This is a genomic window from Pseudomonas sp. Pseusp88 (assembly GCF_047303955.1).
Taxonomy (GTDB): Bacteria; Pseudomonadota; Gammaproteobacteria; order Pseudomonadales; family Pseudomonadaceae; genus Aquipseudomonas.
The window spans coordinates 14,690-30,245 of sequence record NZ_JBGLYM010000039.1 but is presented as its reverse complement, the minus strand read 5'-3'; the positions used below and the strand labels follow the sequence as shown (position 1 = coordinate 30,245).

General features: G+C 58.0%; 13 protein-coding genes. 9 read left to right on the top strand and 4 right to left on the bottom strand.

From position 1 onward, the window contains the following. Window positions 1–221: 221 nt before the first annotated feature. Window positions 222–1,376 (top strand): alpha/beta hydrolase, encoded by a 1,155-nt coding sequence (locus ACCD02_RS28830; RefSeq protein WP_413309427.1) that lies wholly within the window; start codon window positions 222–224, stop codon window positions 1,374–1,376. 236 nt (window positions 1,377–1,612) lie between these two features. Further along, a complete protein-coding gene (locus ACCD02_RS28825; RefSeq protein WP_413309425.1) occupies window positions 1,613–2,506 on the top strand; it encodes an NAD-dependent epimerase/dehydratase family protein in 894 nt (297 codons plus the stop codon). A 147-nt stretch (window positions 2,507–2,653) separates the two neighbouring features. Here ACCD02_RS28825 and ACCD02_RS28820 read toward each other — a convergent pair whose 3' ends face one another. Continuing rightward, complete coding sequence (locus ACCD02_RS28820) at window positions 2,654–4,237, bottom strand: peptide chain release factor 3 (protein ID WP_413309423.1); 1,584 nt, start codon at window positions 4,235–4,237, stop codon at window positions 2,654–2,656. A 332-nt stretch (window positions 4,238–4,569) separates the two neighbouring features. Here ACCD02_RS28820 and ACCD02_RS28815 point away from each other — a divergent pair, with 332 nt between their 5' ends. The 4 genes from ACCD02_RS28815 to ACCD02_RS28800 are packed head-to-tail and all read left to right on the top strand — an operon-like array spanning window position 4,570 to window position 8,020. Next, window positions 4,570–5,283, top strand: coding sequence for an ABC transporter permease (locus tag ACCD02_RS28815; protein WP_413309421.1), 714 nt, complete (start codon window positions 4,570–4,572; stop codon window positions 5,281–5,283). A 25-nt stretch (window positions 5,284–5,308) separates the two neighbouring features. Beyond that, a complete protein-coding gene (locus ACCD02_RS28810; RefSeq protein WP_413309419.1) occupies window positions 5,309–6,202 on the top strand; it encodes a glycine betaine ABC transporter substrate-binding protein in 894 nt (297 codons plus the stop codon). Between the two features lie 13 nt (window positions 6,203–6,215). Then, the gene (locus ACCD02_RS28805) at window positions 6,216–6,869 is read left to right on the top strand and encodes an ABC transporter permease (RefSeq protein WP_413309417.1); all 654 of its coding nucleotides are present in this window, start codon (window positions 6,216–6,218) and stop codon (window positions 6,867–6,869) included. Beyond that, window positions 6,866–8,020, top strand: a complete 1,155-nt coding sequence (locus tag ACCD02_RS28800; protein WP_413309415.1) for a betaine/proline/choline family ABC transporter ATP-binding protein — start codon at window positions 6,866–6,868, stop codon at window positions 8,018–8,020. The genes ACCD02_RS28805 and ACCD02_RS28800 overlap by 4 nt, the downstream gene beginning before the upstream one ends. Before the next feature lie 109 nt (window positions 8,021–8,129). Here the strand turns inward: ACCD02_RS28800 and ACCD02_RS28795 are convergent, their stop codons facing one another. Further along, window positions 8,130–9,395: a DUF2599 domain-containing protein gene (locus ACCD02_RS28795; protein ID WP_413309413.1), complete on the bottom strand. Its 1,266-nt coding sequence runs from the start codon at window positions 9,393–9,395 to the stop codon at window positions 8,130–8,132. A gap of 704 nt (window positions 9,396–10,099) precedes the next feature. Between ACCD02_RS28795 and ACCD02_RS28790 the strand changes: the two genes are divergently transcribed. The 3 genes from ACCD02_RS28790 (at window position 10,100) to ACCD02_RS28780 (ending at window position 13,836) form a co-directional block, all read left to right on the top strand. Next, entirely contained in the window at window positions 10,100–11,263 is a 1,164-nt protein-coding gene (locus tag ACCD02_RS28790; RefSeq protein ID WP_413309411.1) for a type III PLP-dependent enzyme, read from the top strand. Window positions 11,264–11,584: 321 nt separating this feature from the next. Further along, on the top strand, window positions 11,585–12,784 hold the full coding sequence (locus ACCD02_RS28785) for an alpha-xenorhabdolysin family binary toxin subunit A (RefSeq protein ID WP_413309409.1): 1,200 nt from the start codon (window positions 11,585–11,587) through the stop codon (window positions 12,782–12,784). Window positions 12,785–12,825: 41 nt separating this feature from the next. After that, window positions 12,826–13,836, top strand: a complete 1,011-nt coding sequence (locus ACCD02_RS28780; protein WP_413309407.1) for an alpha-xenorhabdolysin family binary toxin subunit B — start codon at window positions 12,826–12,828, stop codon at window positions 13,834–13,836. A gap of 2 nt (window positions 13,837–13,838) precedes the next feature. Here the strand turns inward: ACCD02_RS28780 and ACCD02_RS28775 are convergent, their stop codons facing one another. Together ACCD02_RS28775 and ACCD02_RS28770 are read right to left on the bottom strand one after the other, a co-directional pair. Continuing rightward, on the bottom strand, window positions 13,839–14,654 hold the full coding sequence (locus ACCD02_RS28775; protein ID WP_413309405.1) for a tetratricopeptide repeat protein: 816 nt from the start codon (window positions 14,652–14,654) through the stop codon (window positions 13,839–13,841). A 3-nt stretch (window positions 14,655–14,657) separates the two neighbouring features. Continuing rightward, window positions 14,658–15,338, bottom strand: coding sequence for a Fe2+-dependent dioxygenase (locus ACCD02_RS28770; protein ID WP_413309403.1), 681 nt, complete (start codon window positions 15,336–15,338; stop codon window positions 14,658–14,660). Window positions 15,339–15,556 lie beyond the last annotated feature (218 nt).

Genomic DNA, 15,556 nt, shown 5'->3' with positions numbered 1-15,556 from the left:
GGGGGCCGTTTATTGTGAGACCGGCTTTAGCCGGGAAGACTTCAAGGCAAGCGATAGAGATGCATCGACTGTACTTGCCTCTTCCCGGCTAAAGCCGGTCCCACATCTATGATTGCGGCTTCTGCCTTTACCCATTATTTACGCTCTCAGCCCCTTGCCGTTCAGCTTGCTGCGGTTAGGCTGGCGCTTTGCCTGTCCCGACCTTTTATCGAGATAACCCTGTGAAGCTCATTCCTGTTCAATACCGCCTGGCTGCGGCTGTCCTGCTGGGGACGCTGGGCCTGTTGTCTGCCTGTTCCAGCACGCCTACCGATCCGCGTATCAAGTTCAACGAGCAGCTCGATGAGGACCTCGGCACCGCCTATAAGTCGGCCCGCCAGCAGGTAACCGGTTGGGAGGCTGACTGGGACTTCGGCCCGCAGTCTGTCGCGGTGGCCTTGCAGGCGCCGGTGACGGCGGGGCCGGTGCCGCTGATCATTTATCTGCCGGGGCTGGGTGAGTCGGCCACGGGCGGGGAGCAGTGGCGGCGGGCCTGGGCACAGGCCGGTTATGCAGTGCTGTCGATTCAGGATCAGGACGACGGCCCGGACATCTACGCCAGTGGCCTGGCCCAGGCCGGTGACTTCCATGGCCTGGCAGCTTATCGCTATGCCGACTCGGCGTTGCAACGGCGCCTGGCCACGGTACAGAAAGTCATCAAAGAAGCGCGCAGCCGCGCCGCCAAGGGCGATGCACAATTGGCGGCCATCGACTGGAATCAGGTGGTCTTCGCCGGTTTCGACCTGGGAGCGCAAACCGCCCTGGCCATGGCGATGAACCCGGCTGCGTCACCAGTGCAGCCCAAAGCCTTGCTGTTGCTCAGCCCGTACGCCGAAGCCGGTGCCGATCCGGCGCAGTTCGCCAGGGTATCGGTGCCGGTATTGTCGCTGACCGGCCAGAATGACGAAGACCCGTTCAACTGGGTCAACACTTACCACCTGCGTCAGGTAGTCGGCGACTCGGTGAATGTCGCAGGGAGTTATCAGGTGGACCTGAACCGGGCCACCCACAAGACCTTTTCCGGCACGGAACTGGTGAGTGCGCCGAAGCCGGATAGCAAGACCGCCAGGCTGCCCGAGGCTACCGACACCGGCAGCAAACAGTCCCATGGCGGCGGCAAGGGCCGCAGCCGCGGCGCACCGTCCCGAGGGGCCAATGGGCCGTCGGCTGGCGAGCCGCCGACCGATCCGAAGCAGGTCGCAGCGATCCAGTCCCTTAGCCTGGCGTTCCTCGACAGCCAGCTCAAGCATGCGCCGGGCGCGGCGGACTGGTTGCACAATGGCGCAGCCGGCTGGCTTGGCGACGCCGGGCGGTTGAAGGAAAAAGCCGGGCGCTGATAAGACGGGATAGTGGGATGTGGGACCGGCTTTAGCCGGGAAGGCGTCAGATCTGACCATGCAATTGTGGCGAATGTACCGGCGCTTTCCCGGCTAAAGCCAGTCGAACATAGTTCGAGTTTTCAAGGATATTCGTGATTTATACGCAACATTCATTTGGCCTTGCATGACTTTTTCAGAGGTAATACCTGCTCGATACTGGGGGCAACAGTTACTTACCCCTGAGGAGTCATTCCATGAAGATTTTCATTACGGGCGCTGCCGGTTTTATCGGCGGCTCCATCGCCACCGCCCTCGTCAAGCAGGGCCATCAAGTCTCCGGCCTGGTTCGCACTGCCGAGCAGGAAGCGCAAATGCTTGCGTTGGGTATCACGCCAGTCATCGGCACTCTGGACGACAGCGGATTGCTTTCCGGGCAGGCGCGTCAGGCCGATGCAGTGATCAACGCCGCCAGCAGTGATCATCGCGGCGCGGTAGAGGCGTTGATCGCCGGTTTGAAAGGGTCGAACAAGGTGTTCCTGCATACCAGCGGTTCGAGCATCGTCGGTGATGCCTCGGGTGGTAAAGGCAGCGACGTTATCTACTACGAAGGCCGGTTGCCGGAGCCGACTGCCGACAAGGCCGCTCGGGTCGCCATCGACAATTTAGTGCTCGATGCCGCGAAGCAGGGCGTGCGCTCGGCGGTGATCTGCAACACCCTGATCTACGGCCATAGCCTGGGCGTGAAGCGCGATAGCGTGCAACTGCCACGCTTGCTCAAGCAGGCGCAGAAAAGCGGCATCGTTCGTCACGTCGGCACAGGCCAGAACATCTGGTCCAACGTGCATATCGAAGATGTGGTGGCGCTCTATGCCCTGGCTTTGGAGAAGAATCCGGCCGGTACTTTCTATTTCGTGGAGAGTGGCGAAGCTGCGTTTGCCGATATGAGCAATGCCATTGCCAAGGCGTTGAACCTCGGCCCGGCCCAGGACTGGCCGCTCAAGGATGCTGAAGCCGAATGGGGCTACGAGATGGCCAATTACGGCCTGGGTTCCAACAGCCGGGTGCGCGGCAAGAATGCCCGTGAGCTGCTGGGTTGGGAGCCCAAGCGCACGGATGTCACGCAGTGGATCTTGAACGAGATGCTGTAACCGATCTGTTTAAACTCTCGGGAGCGAGATTTGTGGGAGCGAATTCATTCGCGAAGACGGTACTTGCGACACTAGAGATGTGTCGGATGTACTGGCTTTTTCGCGGATGAATCCGCTCCCACAGGTTTCGTGCCCAGGCTTACAGCCTTAGTGATGCTCACGCGTCGCGCGGAAGCTCACGTCTTTCCAGCGTTCTTCCATCAGTGCCAGGTTGACCCGGGTTGGCGCCAGGTAGGTCAGGTGACCGCCGCCGTCCAGTGCCAGGTTTTCCACGGCCTTGTTTTCAAACTCTTCAAGCTTCTTCTTGTCCGCGCAGTCGATCCAGCGGGCCGACCACACGGTGATTGGCTCGTAGGCGCATTCGACCTTGTATTCTTCCTTGAGGCGGCTGGCGACCACATCGAACTGCAGCACACCGACGGCCCCGAGGATGATGTCGTTGCTGCGCTGCGGGAAGAACACCTGGGTGGCGCCTTCTTCGGCCAGTTGCTGCAGGCCCTGGCGCAGTTGCTTGGACTTGAGCGGGTCTTTCAGGCGTACGCGGCGGAACAGTTCCGGGGCGAAGTGCGGGATACCGGTGAAGCCCAGGGTCTCGCCCTCGCTGAAGGTATCGCCAATCTGAATCGTGCCGTGGTTGTGCAGGCCGATGATATCGCCTGCGTAGGCTTCTTCCAGTTGCTCGCGCTCGGAGGAGAAGAAGGTCAGGGCGTCACCGATACGCACATCCTTGCCCAAGCGTACGTGGCGCATCTTCATGCCTTTTTCGTAACGGCCCGAGCAGATGCGCATGAAGGCGATGCGGTCGCGGTGCTTGGGGTCCATGTTCGCCTGGATCTTGAACACGAAACCGCTGAACTTCTCTTCGGCCGGTTCCACAGTGCGCTCGTTGGCGACCCGCGCCAACGGCATTGGCGCCCAGTCGACGACGGCGTCGAGGACATGGTCGACACCGAAGTTGCCCAGTGCGGTACCGAAGAACACCGGGGTCAGTTGACCGTTGATGAACTCTTCCTGATTGAACTCGTGGCAGGCGCCCTGCACCAGTTCCAGCTGTTCGACAAAGCGGTCGTACTCGTCGCCCAAGTGGGCGCGGGCTTCGTCGGAGTCCAGTTTCTGGATGATCTTGACGTCGGTGCGCTCATGCCCGTGACCGGCGGTGTAGACAATGATGTAGTCGTCCGCCAGGTGATAGACACCCTTGAAGTCGCGGTAGCAGCCGATCGGCCAGGTGATCGGCGCAGCCTTGATCTTGAGGACCGCTTCGATTTCATCCAGTAGCTCGATCGGGTCGCGGATGTCGCGGTCGAGTTTGTTGATGAAGCTGACGATGGGCGTGTCGCGCAGGCGGCAGACGTCCATCAGGGCGATGGTCCGTGGCTCTACACCCTTACCGCCATCGAGGACCATCAGTGCCGAGTCCACTGCCGTCAAGGTGCGATAGGTATCTTCGGAGAAGTCTTCGTGGCCCGGAGTGTCGAGCAGGTTGATCATGTGATCGCGATACGGGAACTGCATGACCGAGGTGGTGATGGAGATGCCGCGCTGCTTCTCCATTTCCATCCAGTCGGACGTCGCATGGCGATCAGACTTACGTGATTTCACCGTACCAGCAATGGCAATGGCCTTGCCCATCAACAGCAGCTTTTCAGTGATGGTGGTCTTACCCGCATCCGGGTGGGAAATGATTGCGAAGGTGCGGCGTTTCGCGACTTCGGCGGCCTGTTGGGTCATGGGAAATCGCCTGGCAGGTGAGTCAAAAAAGGGCAGCGATTATAGCCTAAGTCAAGGCAATAACCGAACCGTTCAGTCGATTAAGGGTGGCAATTTGCTGCTTCAGATGGGAACCTTTTAAAACGTGGAGACGTCCATTCCCCTGCAACACGCACTGTCAGGGTCTGCAATATCAGCAAGTTAGCTTGACGAAGCTGCGCTCATGGCTTGTGTTTTCGCCGAGGTAAAAACCTCAATGGCGACCCACCCGCTGCTCTTCGCGAACGCTGTGACAGGTCACCGACATGGTGGACCCTGGCATCCGTTCGCCGACTGAAATAAGGAGTCCGCCTGTGGCTAATCGCTATGGCAAGGGGCTATTGGGAGGTACGGTGACTATCGTACTCCTGGCCCTGCTGGTCCATTGGATCGGCATCGATACGATCAAGCAGTATCAGGACGATCTGCTGTTTTATCTGCAAGCACACGTGATACTGGTTCTGGTGTCCATGTGCGCCGCCCTCGTGGTCGGCATCCCGGCCGGCATCATCCTGAGCCGTCCGCAGCGCATCGGCAGTGCCGAACGCTTCATGCAGATCTTCAACGTCGGTAACACCGTTCCGCCTCTCGCGGTCCTGGCCATCGCCCTGGGTATCCTCGGCATTGGCAGTGGTCCGGCCATCTTCGCCTTGTTCCTGGCCTCGTTGCTGCCCATCGTGCGCAACACCTTCGAAGGTCTGAAAAACGTCCAGGGCTCACTCAAGGAAGCCGCCACAGGCATCGGCATGACCCCGCGCCAGGTGCTCTGGCAGGTGGAATTGCCCAACGCCGTGCCGATCATTGTCGGCGGCGTGCGGGTTGCCCTGGCGATCAACGTCGGCACCGCGCCCCTGGTGTTCCTGATCGGCGCCAACAGTCTTGGCAGCCTGATCTTCCCCGGCATCGCCTTGAACAATCAGCCACAGCTGGTCCTGGGCGCTGCCTGTACGGCGCTGCTTGCGCTGTTGCTCGACGGCCTGGTGACCCTTGCCAGTCGTATCTGGCTGGAACGTGGCCTGGCTCGCTGAGCCCGCCGAGAGAAGGAAACAACTCATGAAAAAGACAGGCTTGTTTTTAGCCTTTGCCTTGCTGTTCGCCGGATTTGCCCAGGCGGCCGATAAACCGCTGTTGCGCATCGGCGCCCGGGTGTTCACCGAGCAGACCCTGCTTGCCGAACTCACCGCGCAATATCTGCGCACCAAGAACTATGACGTGCAGATCACCGGTGGCCTGGGCAGTACCCTGGCCCGCAGCGCTCAGGAAACCGGGCAGCTGGATCTGGTCTGGGAATACACCGGTGTCTCGCTGGTCTCCTACAACCATATCGATGAAAAGCTCGATAGCCAGCAGACCTACGACCGGGTCAAGGGACTGGATGCGAAGAAGGGCCTGGCCTGGCTCTCGCCGTCGAAGTTCAACAACACCTACGCGCTGGCCCTGCCGCAGAAGATCGCCGACCAGTACCCGCAGATCAACACCATGTCTGACCTGAGCCAGGTGCTCAAGGACGAGGCCAAAGAAGGCCATATCGTCGCCCTCGATACCGAGTTCGCCAACCGTTCCGACGGCCTGGTGGGCATGGTCAAGCACTACGACATGAACCTCGGCCGCGAAAACACCCGGCAGATGGATGCCGGGCTGGTCTACACCGCACTGCGCAACGGCCAGGTGTTCGCCGGGCTGGTCTACACCACCGACGGGCGCCTGAATGCGTTTCGCCTGAAAGTGTTGCAGGACGACAAGCATTACTTCCCGGACTACACCGCCGCGCCGGTGATTCGTCAGGCCTATCTGGATCAGCACCCCGACCTCACCGGGCTGCTCAAGCCACTGGCCGACCTGCTGGATAACGCCACCATGCGCGAGCTCAATGCCCGGGTCGATGTCGATCACGACAGCCCATCTACCGTTGCCGCAGATTTCCTGCGCGCACATCCATTGAACTGAGCAGGAGAAGATCATGAGCTTTCTTAACGCCTTCTCCCATCTGGACTGGGCCCAGGTCCTGCACTTGACCTGGCAGCACATCACCCTGGTCGGCGTCGCCGTGACCCTGGCGATAGTCATCGGTGTGCCCCTGGGTATCCTGATGACCCGCTTCCCGAGCCTGGCCGGCCCCCTGCAAGCCAGCGCCACCGTGCTGCTGACCGTGCCGTCCATTGCCCTGTTCGGCCTGCTGTTGCCGTTCTACTCCAAATTCGGCCAGGGCCTGGGGCCGATGCCGGCCATCACCGCCGTGTTCCTGTATTCACTGCTGCCGATCATGCGCAACACCTATCTGGCCCTGACCAGCGTTGAGCCGGGCATTCGTGAAGCCGCCAAAGGCATCGGCATGACCTTCGGCCAGCGCCTGCGCATGGTCGAGCTGCCCATCGCCGTGCCGGTGATCCTTGCCGGTGTACGCACCGCCGTGGTGATGAATATCGGTGTCATGACTATCGCCGCGACCATCGGCGCCGGTGGCCTGGGCGTCCTCATCCTCGCTTCCATCAGCCGCAGCGACATGTCGATGCTGATCGTCGGCGCCTTGCTGGTCAGCCTACTGGCCATCTTCGCCGACCTGCTTCTGCAATGGCTGCAACGCACGCTGACTCCAAAAGGATTACTGAAATGATCGAACTCCAGAACCTGAGCAAAACATTCCAGAGCAATGGCAAAGAAGTCAAAGCCGTTGATTCCGTCAGCCTGACCGTCAATGAAGGCGAGATCTGTGTGTTCCTCGGCCCGTCGGGCTGCGGCAAGAGCACCACGCTGAAAATGATCAACCGTCTGATCATGCCGACCTCCGGCAAGGTGCTGATCAACGGTGAAGACACCACGGGCCTGGACGAAGTGACCCTGCGCCGCAACATCGGTTACGTGATCCAGCAGATCGGCCTGTTCCCGAACATGACCATCGAAGAGAACATCACCGTGGTGCCGCGCCTGCTCGGTTGGGACAAGCAGAAATGCCACGACCGCGCCCGGGAGCTGATGAGCATGATCAAGCTCGAGCCCAAGCAGTATCTGCATCGCTACCCCCGTGAATTGTCCGGAGGCCAGCAGCAGCGTATCGGCGTGATCCGTGCCCTGGCTGCCGACGCCCCGGTATTGCTGATGGACGAACCTTTCGGCGCCGTGGACCCGATCAATCGCGAGATGATTCAGAACGAGTTCTTTGAGATGCAACGGGCGCTCAACAAGACCGTGATCATGGTCAGCCACGATATCGATGAAGCCATCAAGCTGGGCGACAAGATCGCGATTTTCCGCGCCGGCAGGCTGCTGCAGATCGATCATCCGGATACGCTGCTGGCGCATCCGGCTGATGACTTCGTCTCCAACTTCGTCGGCCAGGACAGCACCCTCAAGCGCCTGTTGCTGGTCAAGGCCGAAGACGCTGCCGATAACGCCCCATCGGTCAGCCCGGAAACTCCGGTGGCCGACGCCCTGGAAGTCATGGACGAGAACGACCGCCGCTATGTCGTCGTTACCGACAGCGAGAACAAAGCCCTGGGCTATGTGCGCCGTCGTGACCTGCATCGCCAGACCGGCACCTGTGCGCAATTCCTGCGTGAGTTCAACGCCACCGCCGTCTACGACGAACATCTGCGCATCCTGCTGTCGCGCATGTACGAGTTCAACCGCTCATGGCTGCCGGTGATGGATGCCGAGCGGGTGTTCCTCGGAGAGGTGACCCAGGAATCGATTGCTGCCTACTTGAGTTCGGGGCGTTCCCGGGGGATGAAGACCAGTATCGTGTCGCCGGCCGAAGCCGTCGCTTGATGTCCTGGCAGGAGCGAACGTGTTCGCGGCGCATTCTGCACACCGCGTCATGCCTCTCGCCAACAAGTTGGCTCCTGCCCACAGCGCTGACCCGCTTCAATGAGTGGCATCAGGGCGTGCTCAAGAACGGGTTGCAATCGGCCTTGAGTGCGTCCTCCTGCGATACATAGGGTCGGAAGGGTTCCAGGTTCCACACGTTCTTGTCCCGGGCACGGATGGTTTTGCCCGTATCTTTATCCTTGCCCGTCCAAGTCAGATGGCAGACAAACTGCCGGCGCATGCTGCCGTTATCCGGTGTCCAGCGCGGGTCGCTGCCGTATTTGTTGAACAGCTCGCCATAGGCGGCTTCGGTCTGGGCGGGAGTGAGTTTGCGGCCGCATTCGGTGGGTTTGACTGACAGTGTCCAGGCCTCTTTTTCGATCCCGGGGTCGAAACGCTTCTCCCAATTGGCATCAGCGATATAGCTGGTGCAGGGGTTGTCCGCCTTGGGCTCGGGGACGCTCTGGTCCGCCGGATTGTAAGTGAAGCGGGCGTTCTGTGCGGAGGTCCGCGGCAGGTCGGCCTTGATCACGGGCAGCCATATAGCTTTGCCCTTGGCAGCGGTGGCCTTGTAGTATTTCTGTTGATCGGCCCTGGCACCGGCCAGGCCCTTGGCCTCGGTATAGATGAAGGCCATGATCGGCAGATCCCCATCCAGATCCTCTGGCCAGGTTTCCACCCGTACCTCGGTCTGGGTCTCCATGGACTCGTCCTTGATCATCTGCCGGGCGCGGATGCCCTGGTAAAAAGAGTAGGCGTCGTCCGGGCGGTCACCGATCTCGAAGCCGCACTGGCGTTTATGGTCGTTGCGCACGCTGCGGTAGTCCTTCAACCACGCTTCGGCGGTTTTGATATTGGCGCTCTGGCAGATTTTTTCGACCCGGTCAGTTGTCTCAGTATTATCAGCGCAACCCGCGTCGCTCCTATAGTCAGTCCAGGCATCGATCGGGAAGAAACACAGGACCTTGGTCTTGCGTTGGTCTTTCTCGATAAAGTCATTGGGTTTTAAAACGAAGCCGTTGGTTTTCAATAGGCCAAGGTCCTGATATTCCGAGTCCTTACGCAAGTAAGACATGGACACACCGCCACTCTTCTTTGAAGCGGGGCTGGGGTTCCAGGCATTGAATTGATCGGAGTTCTCGGTGCCCCGGAGTAACAGCCCGGAGCACCAGAAGGCTGGCCGGCCCTCGCCGCAATCCTCCACGGTGCGGCTGTAGTAATAGTTCATCAAGTGGGCAGTGTCGGTCCCTGCACCGGCCCAGGCGATGCTGCTGGCCAGTAAGAATGCGGGGAGTGATAGCGATGCATGCAGGACTGTTTTTGTTCTGTCGTCCATGGCAAATACCTCGGCCTATAAGCAGGCAGCTGTGTTTACGCGTTCGAGCGATAAACACGGACCTGTAGGAGCTGCCGAAGGCTGCGAAAGCGGCGTATCGGACAGGTCCGTTCGCGGCCTTCGGCAGCTCCTACAAAACTCCCGTTTGCGCTCAGAAGACTGCGTAGTGTTTGTTGGGAGGAAATTGCAGGTTTACAGAGAAATGCTATGCAGCCAGCAGAGGGCCTACTACTGTCAGAACTGCTAGGTATCCAGTCCTTTTTGCAGTGAAAGCCGATCTTTTAATGACCATTTGATTGCCGGTGCCACGGTGCAGGGCAGCATCGTCATGGGGCGATCAAAACCACATCGGGCGGAACATCACGCTGTCATGTCGGTCGGTTACATAGTGGGGAGTGGTTGAGCGGTTCACCCACGGGTGAAAACAGGCAGAAAAGCGACATTTTTTGTTGATCTCGAGCCCTTCAGGTCCTAAAGTTCGCGCCGAACGTCCATGCTGGAAACGATCCATCCGGCTCAAGTACTGACGACGAGACAGCAAGGCCAAGGGCAGCGTCGCTCCCATGGCCTTTTTGCTTTCGGCGACATGCCTTGGGAAGTAGGCGAACCAAAGTGGGGATACGGAGGACGTTCGGTAGGGCCTGTCATTGATGACTGGCCCTCGCACCCATTTATTCATTTGTTTGCCATTGGAGTCCCTGAGCATGCCGATTAAGGTCGAAGACTATTTCGAAAAAAACACCTTCGAGAAAATGAAGGCGTTCGCCGACAAGCAGGAAACCCCGTTTGTCGTGATCGACACCCAGATGATCAGCCAGGCCTACGACGACCTGCGCGCAGGCTTCGAATTCGCCAAGGTCTACTACGCGGTCAAGGCCAACCCGGCTGTCGAGATCATCGACCTGCTGAACAAGAAGGGTTCGAGCTTCGATATCGCTTCCATCTATGAGCTGGACAAAGTACTGGGCCAGGGCGTCAGCGCCGACCGTATCAGCTATGGCAACACCATCAAGAAGTCCAAGGACATCCGCTACTTCTACGACAAGGGCGTACGTCTGTACTCCACCGACTCGGAAGCCGACCTGCGCAACATCGCCAAGGCCGCGCCGGGTTCGAAAGTCTATGTGCGTATCCTCACCGAAGGCTCGACCACGGCTGACTGGCCTCTGTCGCGTAAGTTCGGTTGCCAGACCGACATGGCCATGGACCTGCTGATCCTGGCCCGTGACCTGGGCCTGGTGCCTTACGGTGTGTCCTTCCACGTTGGCTCGCAACAGCGCGACATCAGTGTCTGGGACGCGGCCATCGCCAAGGTCAAGGTAATCTTCGAGCGTCTGAAAGAAGAAGACGGCATCGAACTCAAGCTGATCAACATGGGTGGCGGCTTCCCGGCCAACTACATCACCCGTACCAACAGCCTGGAAACCTACGCCGAAGAAATCATCCGCTTCCTCAAGGAAGATTTCGGCGACGACCTGCCGGAAATCATTCTGGAGCCTGGCCGTTCGCTGATTGCCAACGCCGGCATCCTGGTCAGCGAAGTGGTACTGGTTGCGCGTAAATCCCGCACCGCTGTCGAGCGTTGGGTGTACACGGATGTGGGCAAGTTCTCCGGCCTGATCGAAACCATGGACGAAGCCATCAAGTTCCCGATCTGGACCGAGAAGAAGGGCGAGATGGAAGAAGTGGTCATCGCCGGTCCTACCTGCGACAGCGCGGACATCATGTACGAAAACTACAAGTACGGCCTGCCCCTGAACCTGGCCATCGGCGATCGCCTGTACTGGCTGTCCACCGGCGCCTACACCACCAGCTACAGCGCCGTAGAGTTCAACGGCTTCCCGCCGCTGAAGTCCTATTACGTGTAATGCCGTAGCCGGATGTGAAAAAACCCATGAGTGATCATGGGTTTTTTTTTGCTCGCCAGGTATGACCCCACGGGCAATGGTAATGGGTTGTTAAGTCGTTGCCGTTTGATATGCATTATTTGTTTATTTGCTGCCTGATCAAGTTGGGTGGCTATTATGGATCCATAAAATAAGAAGGGATATTTGCAGTAAAGTCATTGATGCCTATTGTCGTATTCCTACAGTTCAGGTCGGTAGTCGGGTCTGTTTAATAGTTAAATCCTTTGCTAGTTTTTAAAGCGCCCCTTGCCAGGGGTGATAATTTAAATAATAAGGATATTGATGATGAGTATGATAAACCCCAGCCTCGATCACCCCGAAGTCCGTGGCTTCGATGAGGTCAGTGAGGCCACTAAAAACTATCTTGATCTCTTGAGCGGCAAGGAGTCGGAGTCCGAGCGCGATCCGGGATTGTTGATCACTAACGAGGATGTACGGCGTATTCGACGCTATGTAAAAGCCGGCCTGGAGTTACCGACGGATCTCGAAGAAGTCCGGCAGCTTCTGAATAACCAGAATAGTAATATCAAGGGCCTCGAAGCCGAGGATATTCAGGTGCTGTACCAGGGCATCAATACCCACGCCAGAAGTTGGGCGCCCATTGAGTCCGATATGAAGGAGGTCGGCAGCGACCTTAATGTGTTCGCTGGCAACCTGATCACCACGGGTCAGGAAATGATCCAGTTCATAACCAGCCTCGAGTCCTACCAGCAACGCAAGGTCGGTGATCTGACACCGGATGAGATCGACCGCCTGCCGCCAGTGGACATGCTGCCAGACGACCATAAGAAGATCCCGGCGCTGTTGAGCCTGGTTGATGAGCTCAAAGGCTATGTCAAGGAGCACAGCGACAGCACGCAGCGGGTCAAGAGCAGTATTTCCACGTTCAAGGACATGTTGAAAAACGATATTGCGCCGAGCGTCAACCTGAAGATCCAGTTGATCGCCAGCGGTAATACCAATGAAGTGCTTGCGCTGCTCAATAGCGAAATTGCCCTATTGAATGAGCGCATCCAGCAGAAGATCAAAGAGTATGAAGAGTATTCGAAGTTCAAGTGGCTCGGCTTCTGGTGGGGCCCCATTGGTGGCGGAATTTCATATTCAATCTGGGGGCCAAAGGCCGCCCAGGCAAATAGGGATAAAGAGGCCCTGATGGCGCAAAAGCGTCAACTTGAAATACAGGTTGAACAGATCAACCGTCTTTCGGCGGCATTGTTGAAACTTGAAACTGACATGCAGGACTTACAGATCAGGATGGAGGGTGCGGCGAGCAGTGTGTCCAATCTTGAGAGCCTGTGGGTGCTTCTGGATGAATTGGTTGACTCGTCTTATCGACGCTTTGAGGGCATCACCAATGCAATGTATCTGGTAAGTTTTGTTTCTCGTTTCAAGACTGTGATTGCCAATTGGGAGGACATCAAGAAGCAGTCCTGGGACCTGCTGACCGCTTTCAATAACGCGCTGGATGAAAAAGACGCTTGATGGGCGTTATATCAAATCTATTATAAGAGTGAAAAGAACCAATGACTATTCATACTATCGATACGCCTTTTCAATTACCGCAACCTGATATTGCTGTGGTCAATAAAAACCGACAGGAATTCAATCGTCAGGCGAGCGCGCTGAGCGATATTTATCTACCCGTACTCAAAGAGAAGTTGTTGGACCTGCAAAGAGAGTTCGATAGCGTCGACAAGCAGGCCCTCAATGTTTTGACTCTGATCCCGCCTGTTCTGGAAAACGATGGCCTGGCGGACTTGCTGCAAGCGATTGTCGACTTGCGTGGCAAGGAGCCTGACGACGAGGTGCTGCAAGCCATTGCTGCACTGAGTGTCGACTTGAATGAACAGATTGCCCAAGGTCTGCTTGGCATCCGCAAGCACGCCCGTGATTTTGACGACAATCTGGTCAATCTCAAGGCTGTAAGCCTGGATGAGGCCAGGTTCGTGATGCCTGCTTTGCAGAAGGAGATCGATGAGTTGGCCGGTTCGCTGGCTGACCAGGAAAAGACCCTCGCCGAACTGGTGGAACGGGAGACTATGGTGAACAAGTTGATTGCCGATGTTGAAGCGATCAGCTTTCTGGATCGACTCAAGCCCTTGATCAGTTCCCTGGAAAAACTCATGGAAATCGATCCCAAGAATCCCCTGATTGGTTCCGTGAAAGCTGGCCTTGAGGGGCTCAAGAATATTCTCGGTCTGGCCGCCGATGCGATCCGCTACGATGATTTGATCAAGTTGCGCAAGACAGTACAGGAACAGTTGGATAGCCTGCGTCGCAGGCTCGGCGATATGCGCGAGCGCCGGGATATGGCCAAGAAAAAACTGGCCCAGTTACAGGCTGTGCTGGACCTGGACGTGCCCCGCCAGCTTTACGTAACCGAGATTGGCAAACTGCTCGAAGCCTTGCGCCGCTTTATTGAGCACAACGGCGATGCAGGCGAGGACATTGTCGAGTATGCCTCGCAATTCATTAATCACTCGCAGGTGCTGGTCAGTTACCTGGACGATTTGCGCCGCGAGTGGCGCAGTTAAGATCAGTCGCCTGACACTGGGGGCTGCATATCAGCCTGAAAATTTCTGAGTTCTACCGCGTCGGACTCATCACCCAGTTCAGCCGCGCGTTGGTGATAATCAATCGCCAGCGCGCGCAGCTGCGACTGACTTGCCTGTAACAGCGTCTTGCGGGTGACCCTGAGAAAATTCAAATTTCCCCCTGCCAGTGCGGTCTTGAGCCAGGCCACCGCCTGATCAAGATGACCTTGGTCGGCCAGCACGGCGGCGTAGCTGAACTGCCCGCGAAAGTCTCCGGCTTCGGCTGAGCGGCGATACCACTCGTAGGCGGCGGGTAGGTCGACCTGACAGCAATAACCTTCCTCAAGATAGCGACCCAGCAGGTTCATGGACTTGGCGTGGCCCATGTTGGCCGCCTGGCGGTAGCAGTTCAGGGCGCGGCGTGGGTCCTGCTGGATGCCGCGTCCGGTGGACAGCAGGTTGCCCAGGTTATACAGGCCCCAATCCAGGCCATGTTCGGCGGCGATCAGATAATGCCCGGCGGCCTTGGCGGCATCCGGTTCGCAGCCCCAGCCATGCTCGTGGCAGCGACCCAACATATTGCGCGCCATGCTGTGGCCCTTTTGTGCGTCGATGGCGAACCATTGCAGGGCCAGGACCTGGTCCTGCTCGATACCGTTGCCATCGAGCAGGATCTGCCCCAGCAGCGCCTGGGCGTCGACGATGTTCTCCCGGGCAGCGATCAGGATCGCCTGGGCGGCGCGGGCAGGATTTTCTTCCAGCATCCGGGCCAATTGCTCGCCATCAAGGATCTCTTCGCGTTGCAGGTTCCAGTTCAAGCGTCAGACCTCGACCCAGCGGCGCAGCAGGTTGTGGTAGGTGCCGGTCAGCTGGATCAGCGAAGGATGATCGGGTACGTCCATGGTCAGTTTCTGAATGGCATTGTCCATCTCGAACAGCAGGGCGCGCTGGCTGTCCTCGCGCACCAGGCTCTGGGTCCAGAAGAACGAGGCGATGCGCGCGCCGCGAGTGACCGGGGTGACCTTGTGCAGGCTGGTGCTGGGGTAGATCACCATGTCCCCGGCCGGCAGCTTGACCCGCTGCACGCCGTAGGTGTCCTGGATTTCCAGTTCTCCGCCGTCGTAGTCATCCGGGTCGCTGAAGAACACCGTGGTCGAGACATCCGTGCGAACCCGCTCCGGGCTGCCCTTGACGTAACGCACGGCGTTGTCGATGTGATAGTCGAAGCTGCCGCCGCCGGTATAGCAGTTGAACAGTGGCGGGAAGATCTTGCGGGGCAGGGCGGCCGACATGAACAGCGGGTTGCTCCACAGCCGTTCGACCATTGCCGCACCAATTTCCCGTGCCAACGGGTGGTCTTCGGGCAGTTGCAGGTTGTGCTTGGCCTTGGCTGACTGGTAACCCGCAGTGATCTTGCCGTCGGCCCACTCCGCCTGCTCCAGCGCCTGGCGGATACGCAACACTTCATCACGATTAAACAAGCCAGGGACGTGTAGCAGCATGGTGGTGGGGCCCGGTAAACAGAAGAAGTAGAGAATGGTAGTGATTCTTATTGTCTATGTAAAACCTGTAACGATGATCGACATCAAGGGTCGCTAAAATTTCGTCAATCGAGAATGTAAAGAACGTAAATTTTTCTCAAATAGCAATACCTCTCAATTGTTGCAAAGACGTGATTCCCCTATATTCCGCCGCCTTAACTCCTTGGGGAAGGAACCAA

Excerpts from the sequence above, each read along its gene's own strand:
- ACCD02_RS28805 (WP_413309417.1), top strand. The coding sequence starts at position 6,216 with ATGAGCTTTCTTAACGCCTTCTCCCATCTGGACTGGGCCCAGGTCCTG.
- ACCD02_RS28770 (WP_413309403.1), bottom strand. The coding sequence starts at position 15,338 with ATGCTGCTACACGTCCCTGGCTTGTTTAATCGTGATGAAGTGTTGCGT.
- ACCD02_RS28795 (WP_413309413.1), bottom strand. The coding sequence starts at position 9,395 with ATGGACGACAGAACAAAAACAGTCCTGCATGCATCGCTATCACTCCCC.
- ACCD02_RS28810 (WP_413309419.1), top strand. The coding sequence starts at position 5,309 with ATGAAAAAGACAGGCTTGTTTTTAGCCTTTGCCTTGCTGTTCGCCGGA.
- ACCD02_RS28790 (WP_413309411.1), top strand. The coding sequence starts at position 10,100 with ATGCCGATTAAGGTCGAAGACTATTTCGAAAAAAACACCTTCGAGAAA.
- ACCD02_RS28785 (WP_413309409.1), top strand. The coding sequence starts at position 11,585 with ATGATGAGTATGATAAACCCCAGCCTCGATCACCCCGAAGTCCGTGGC.
- ACCD02_RS28800 (WP_413309415.1), top strand. The coding sequence starts at position 6,866 with ATGATCGAACTCCAGAACCTGAGCAAAACATTCCAGAGCAATGGCAAA.
- ACCD02_RS28780 (WP_413309407.1), top strand. The coding sequence starts at position 12,826 with ATGACTATTCATACTATCGATACGCCTTTTCAATTACCGCAACCTGAT.
- ACCD02_RS28825 (WP_413309425.1), top strand. The coding sequence starts at position 1,613 with ATGAAGATTTTCATTACGGGCGCTGCCGGTTTTATCGGCGGCTCCATC.
- ACCD02_RS28820 (WP_413309423.1), bottom strand. The coding sequence starts at position 4,237 with ATGACCCAACAGGCCGCCGAAGTCGCGAAACGCCGCACCTTCGCAATC.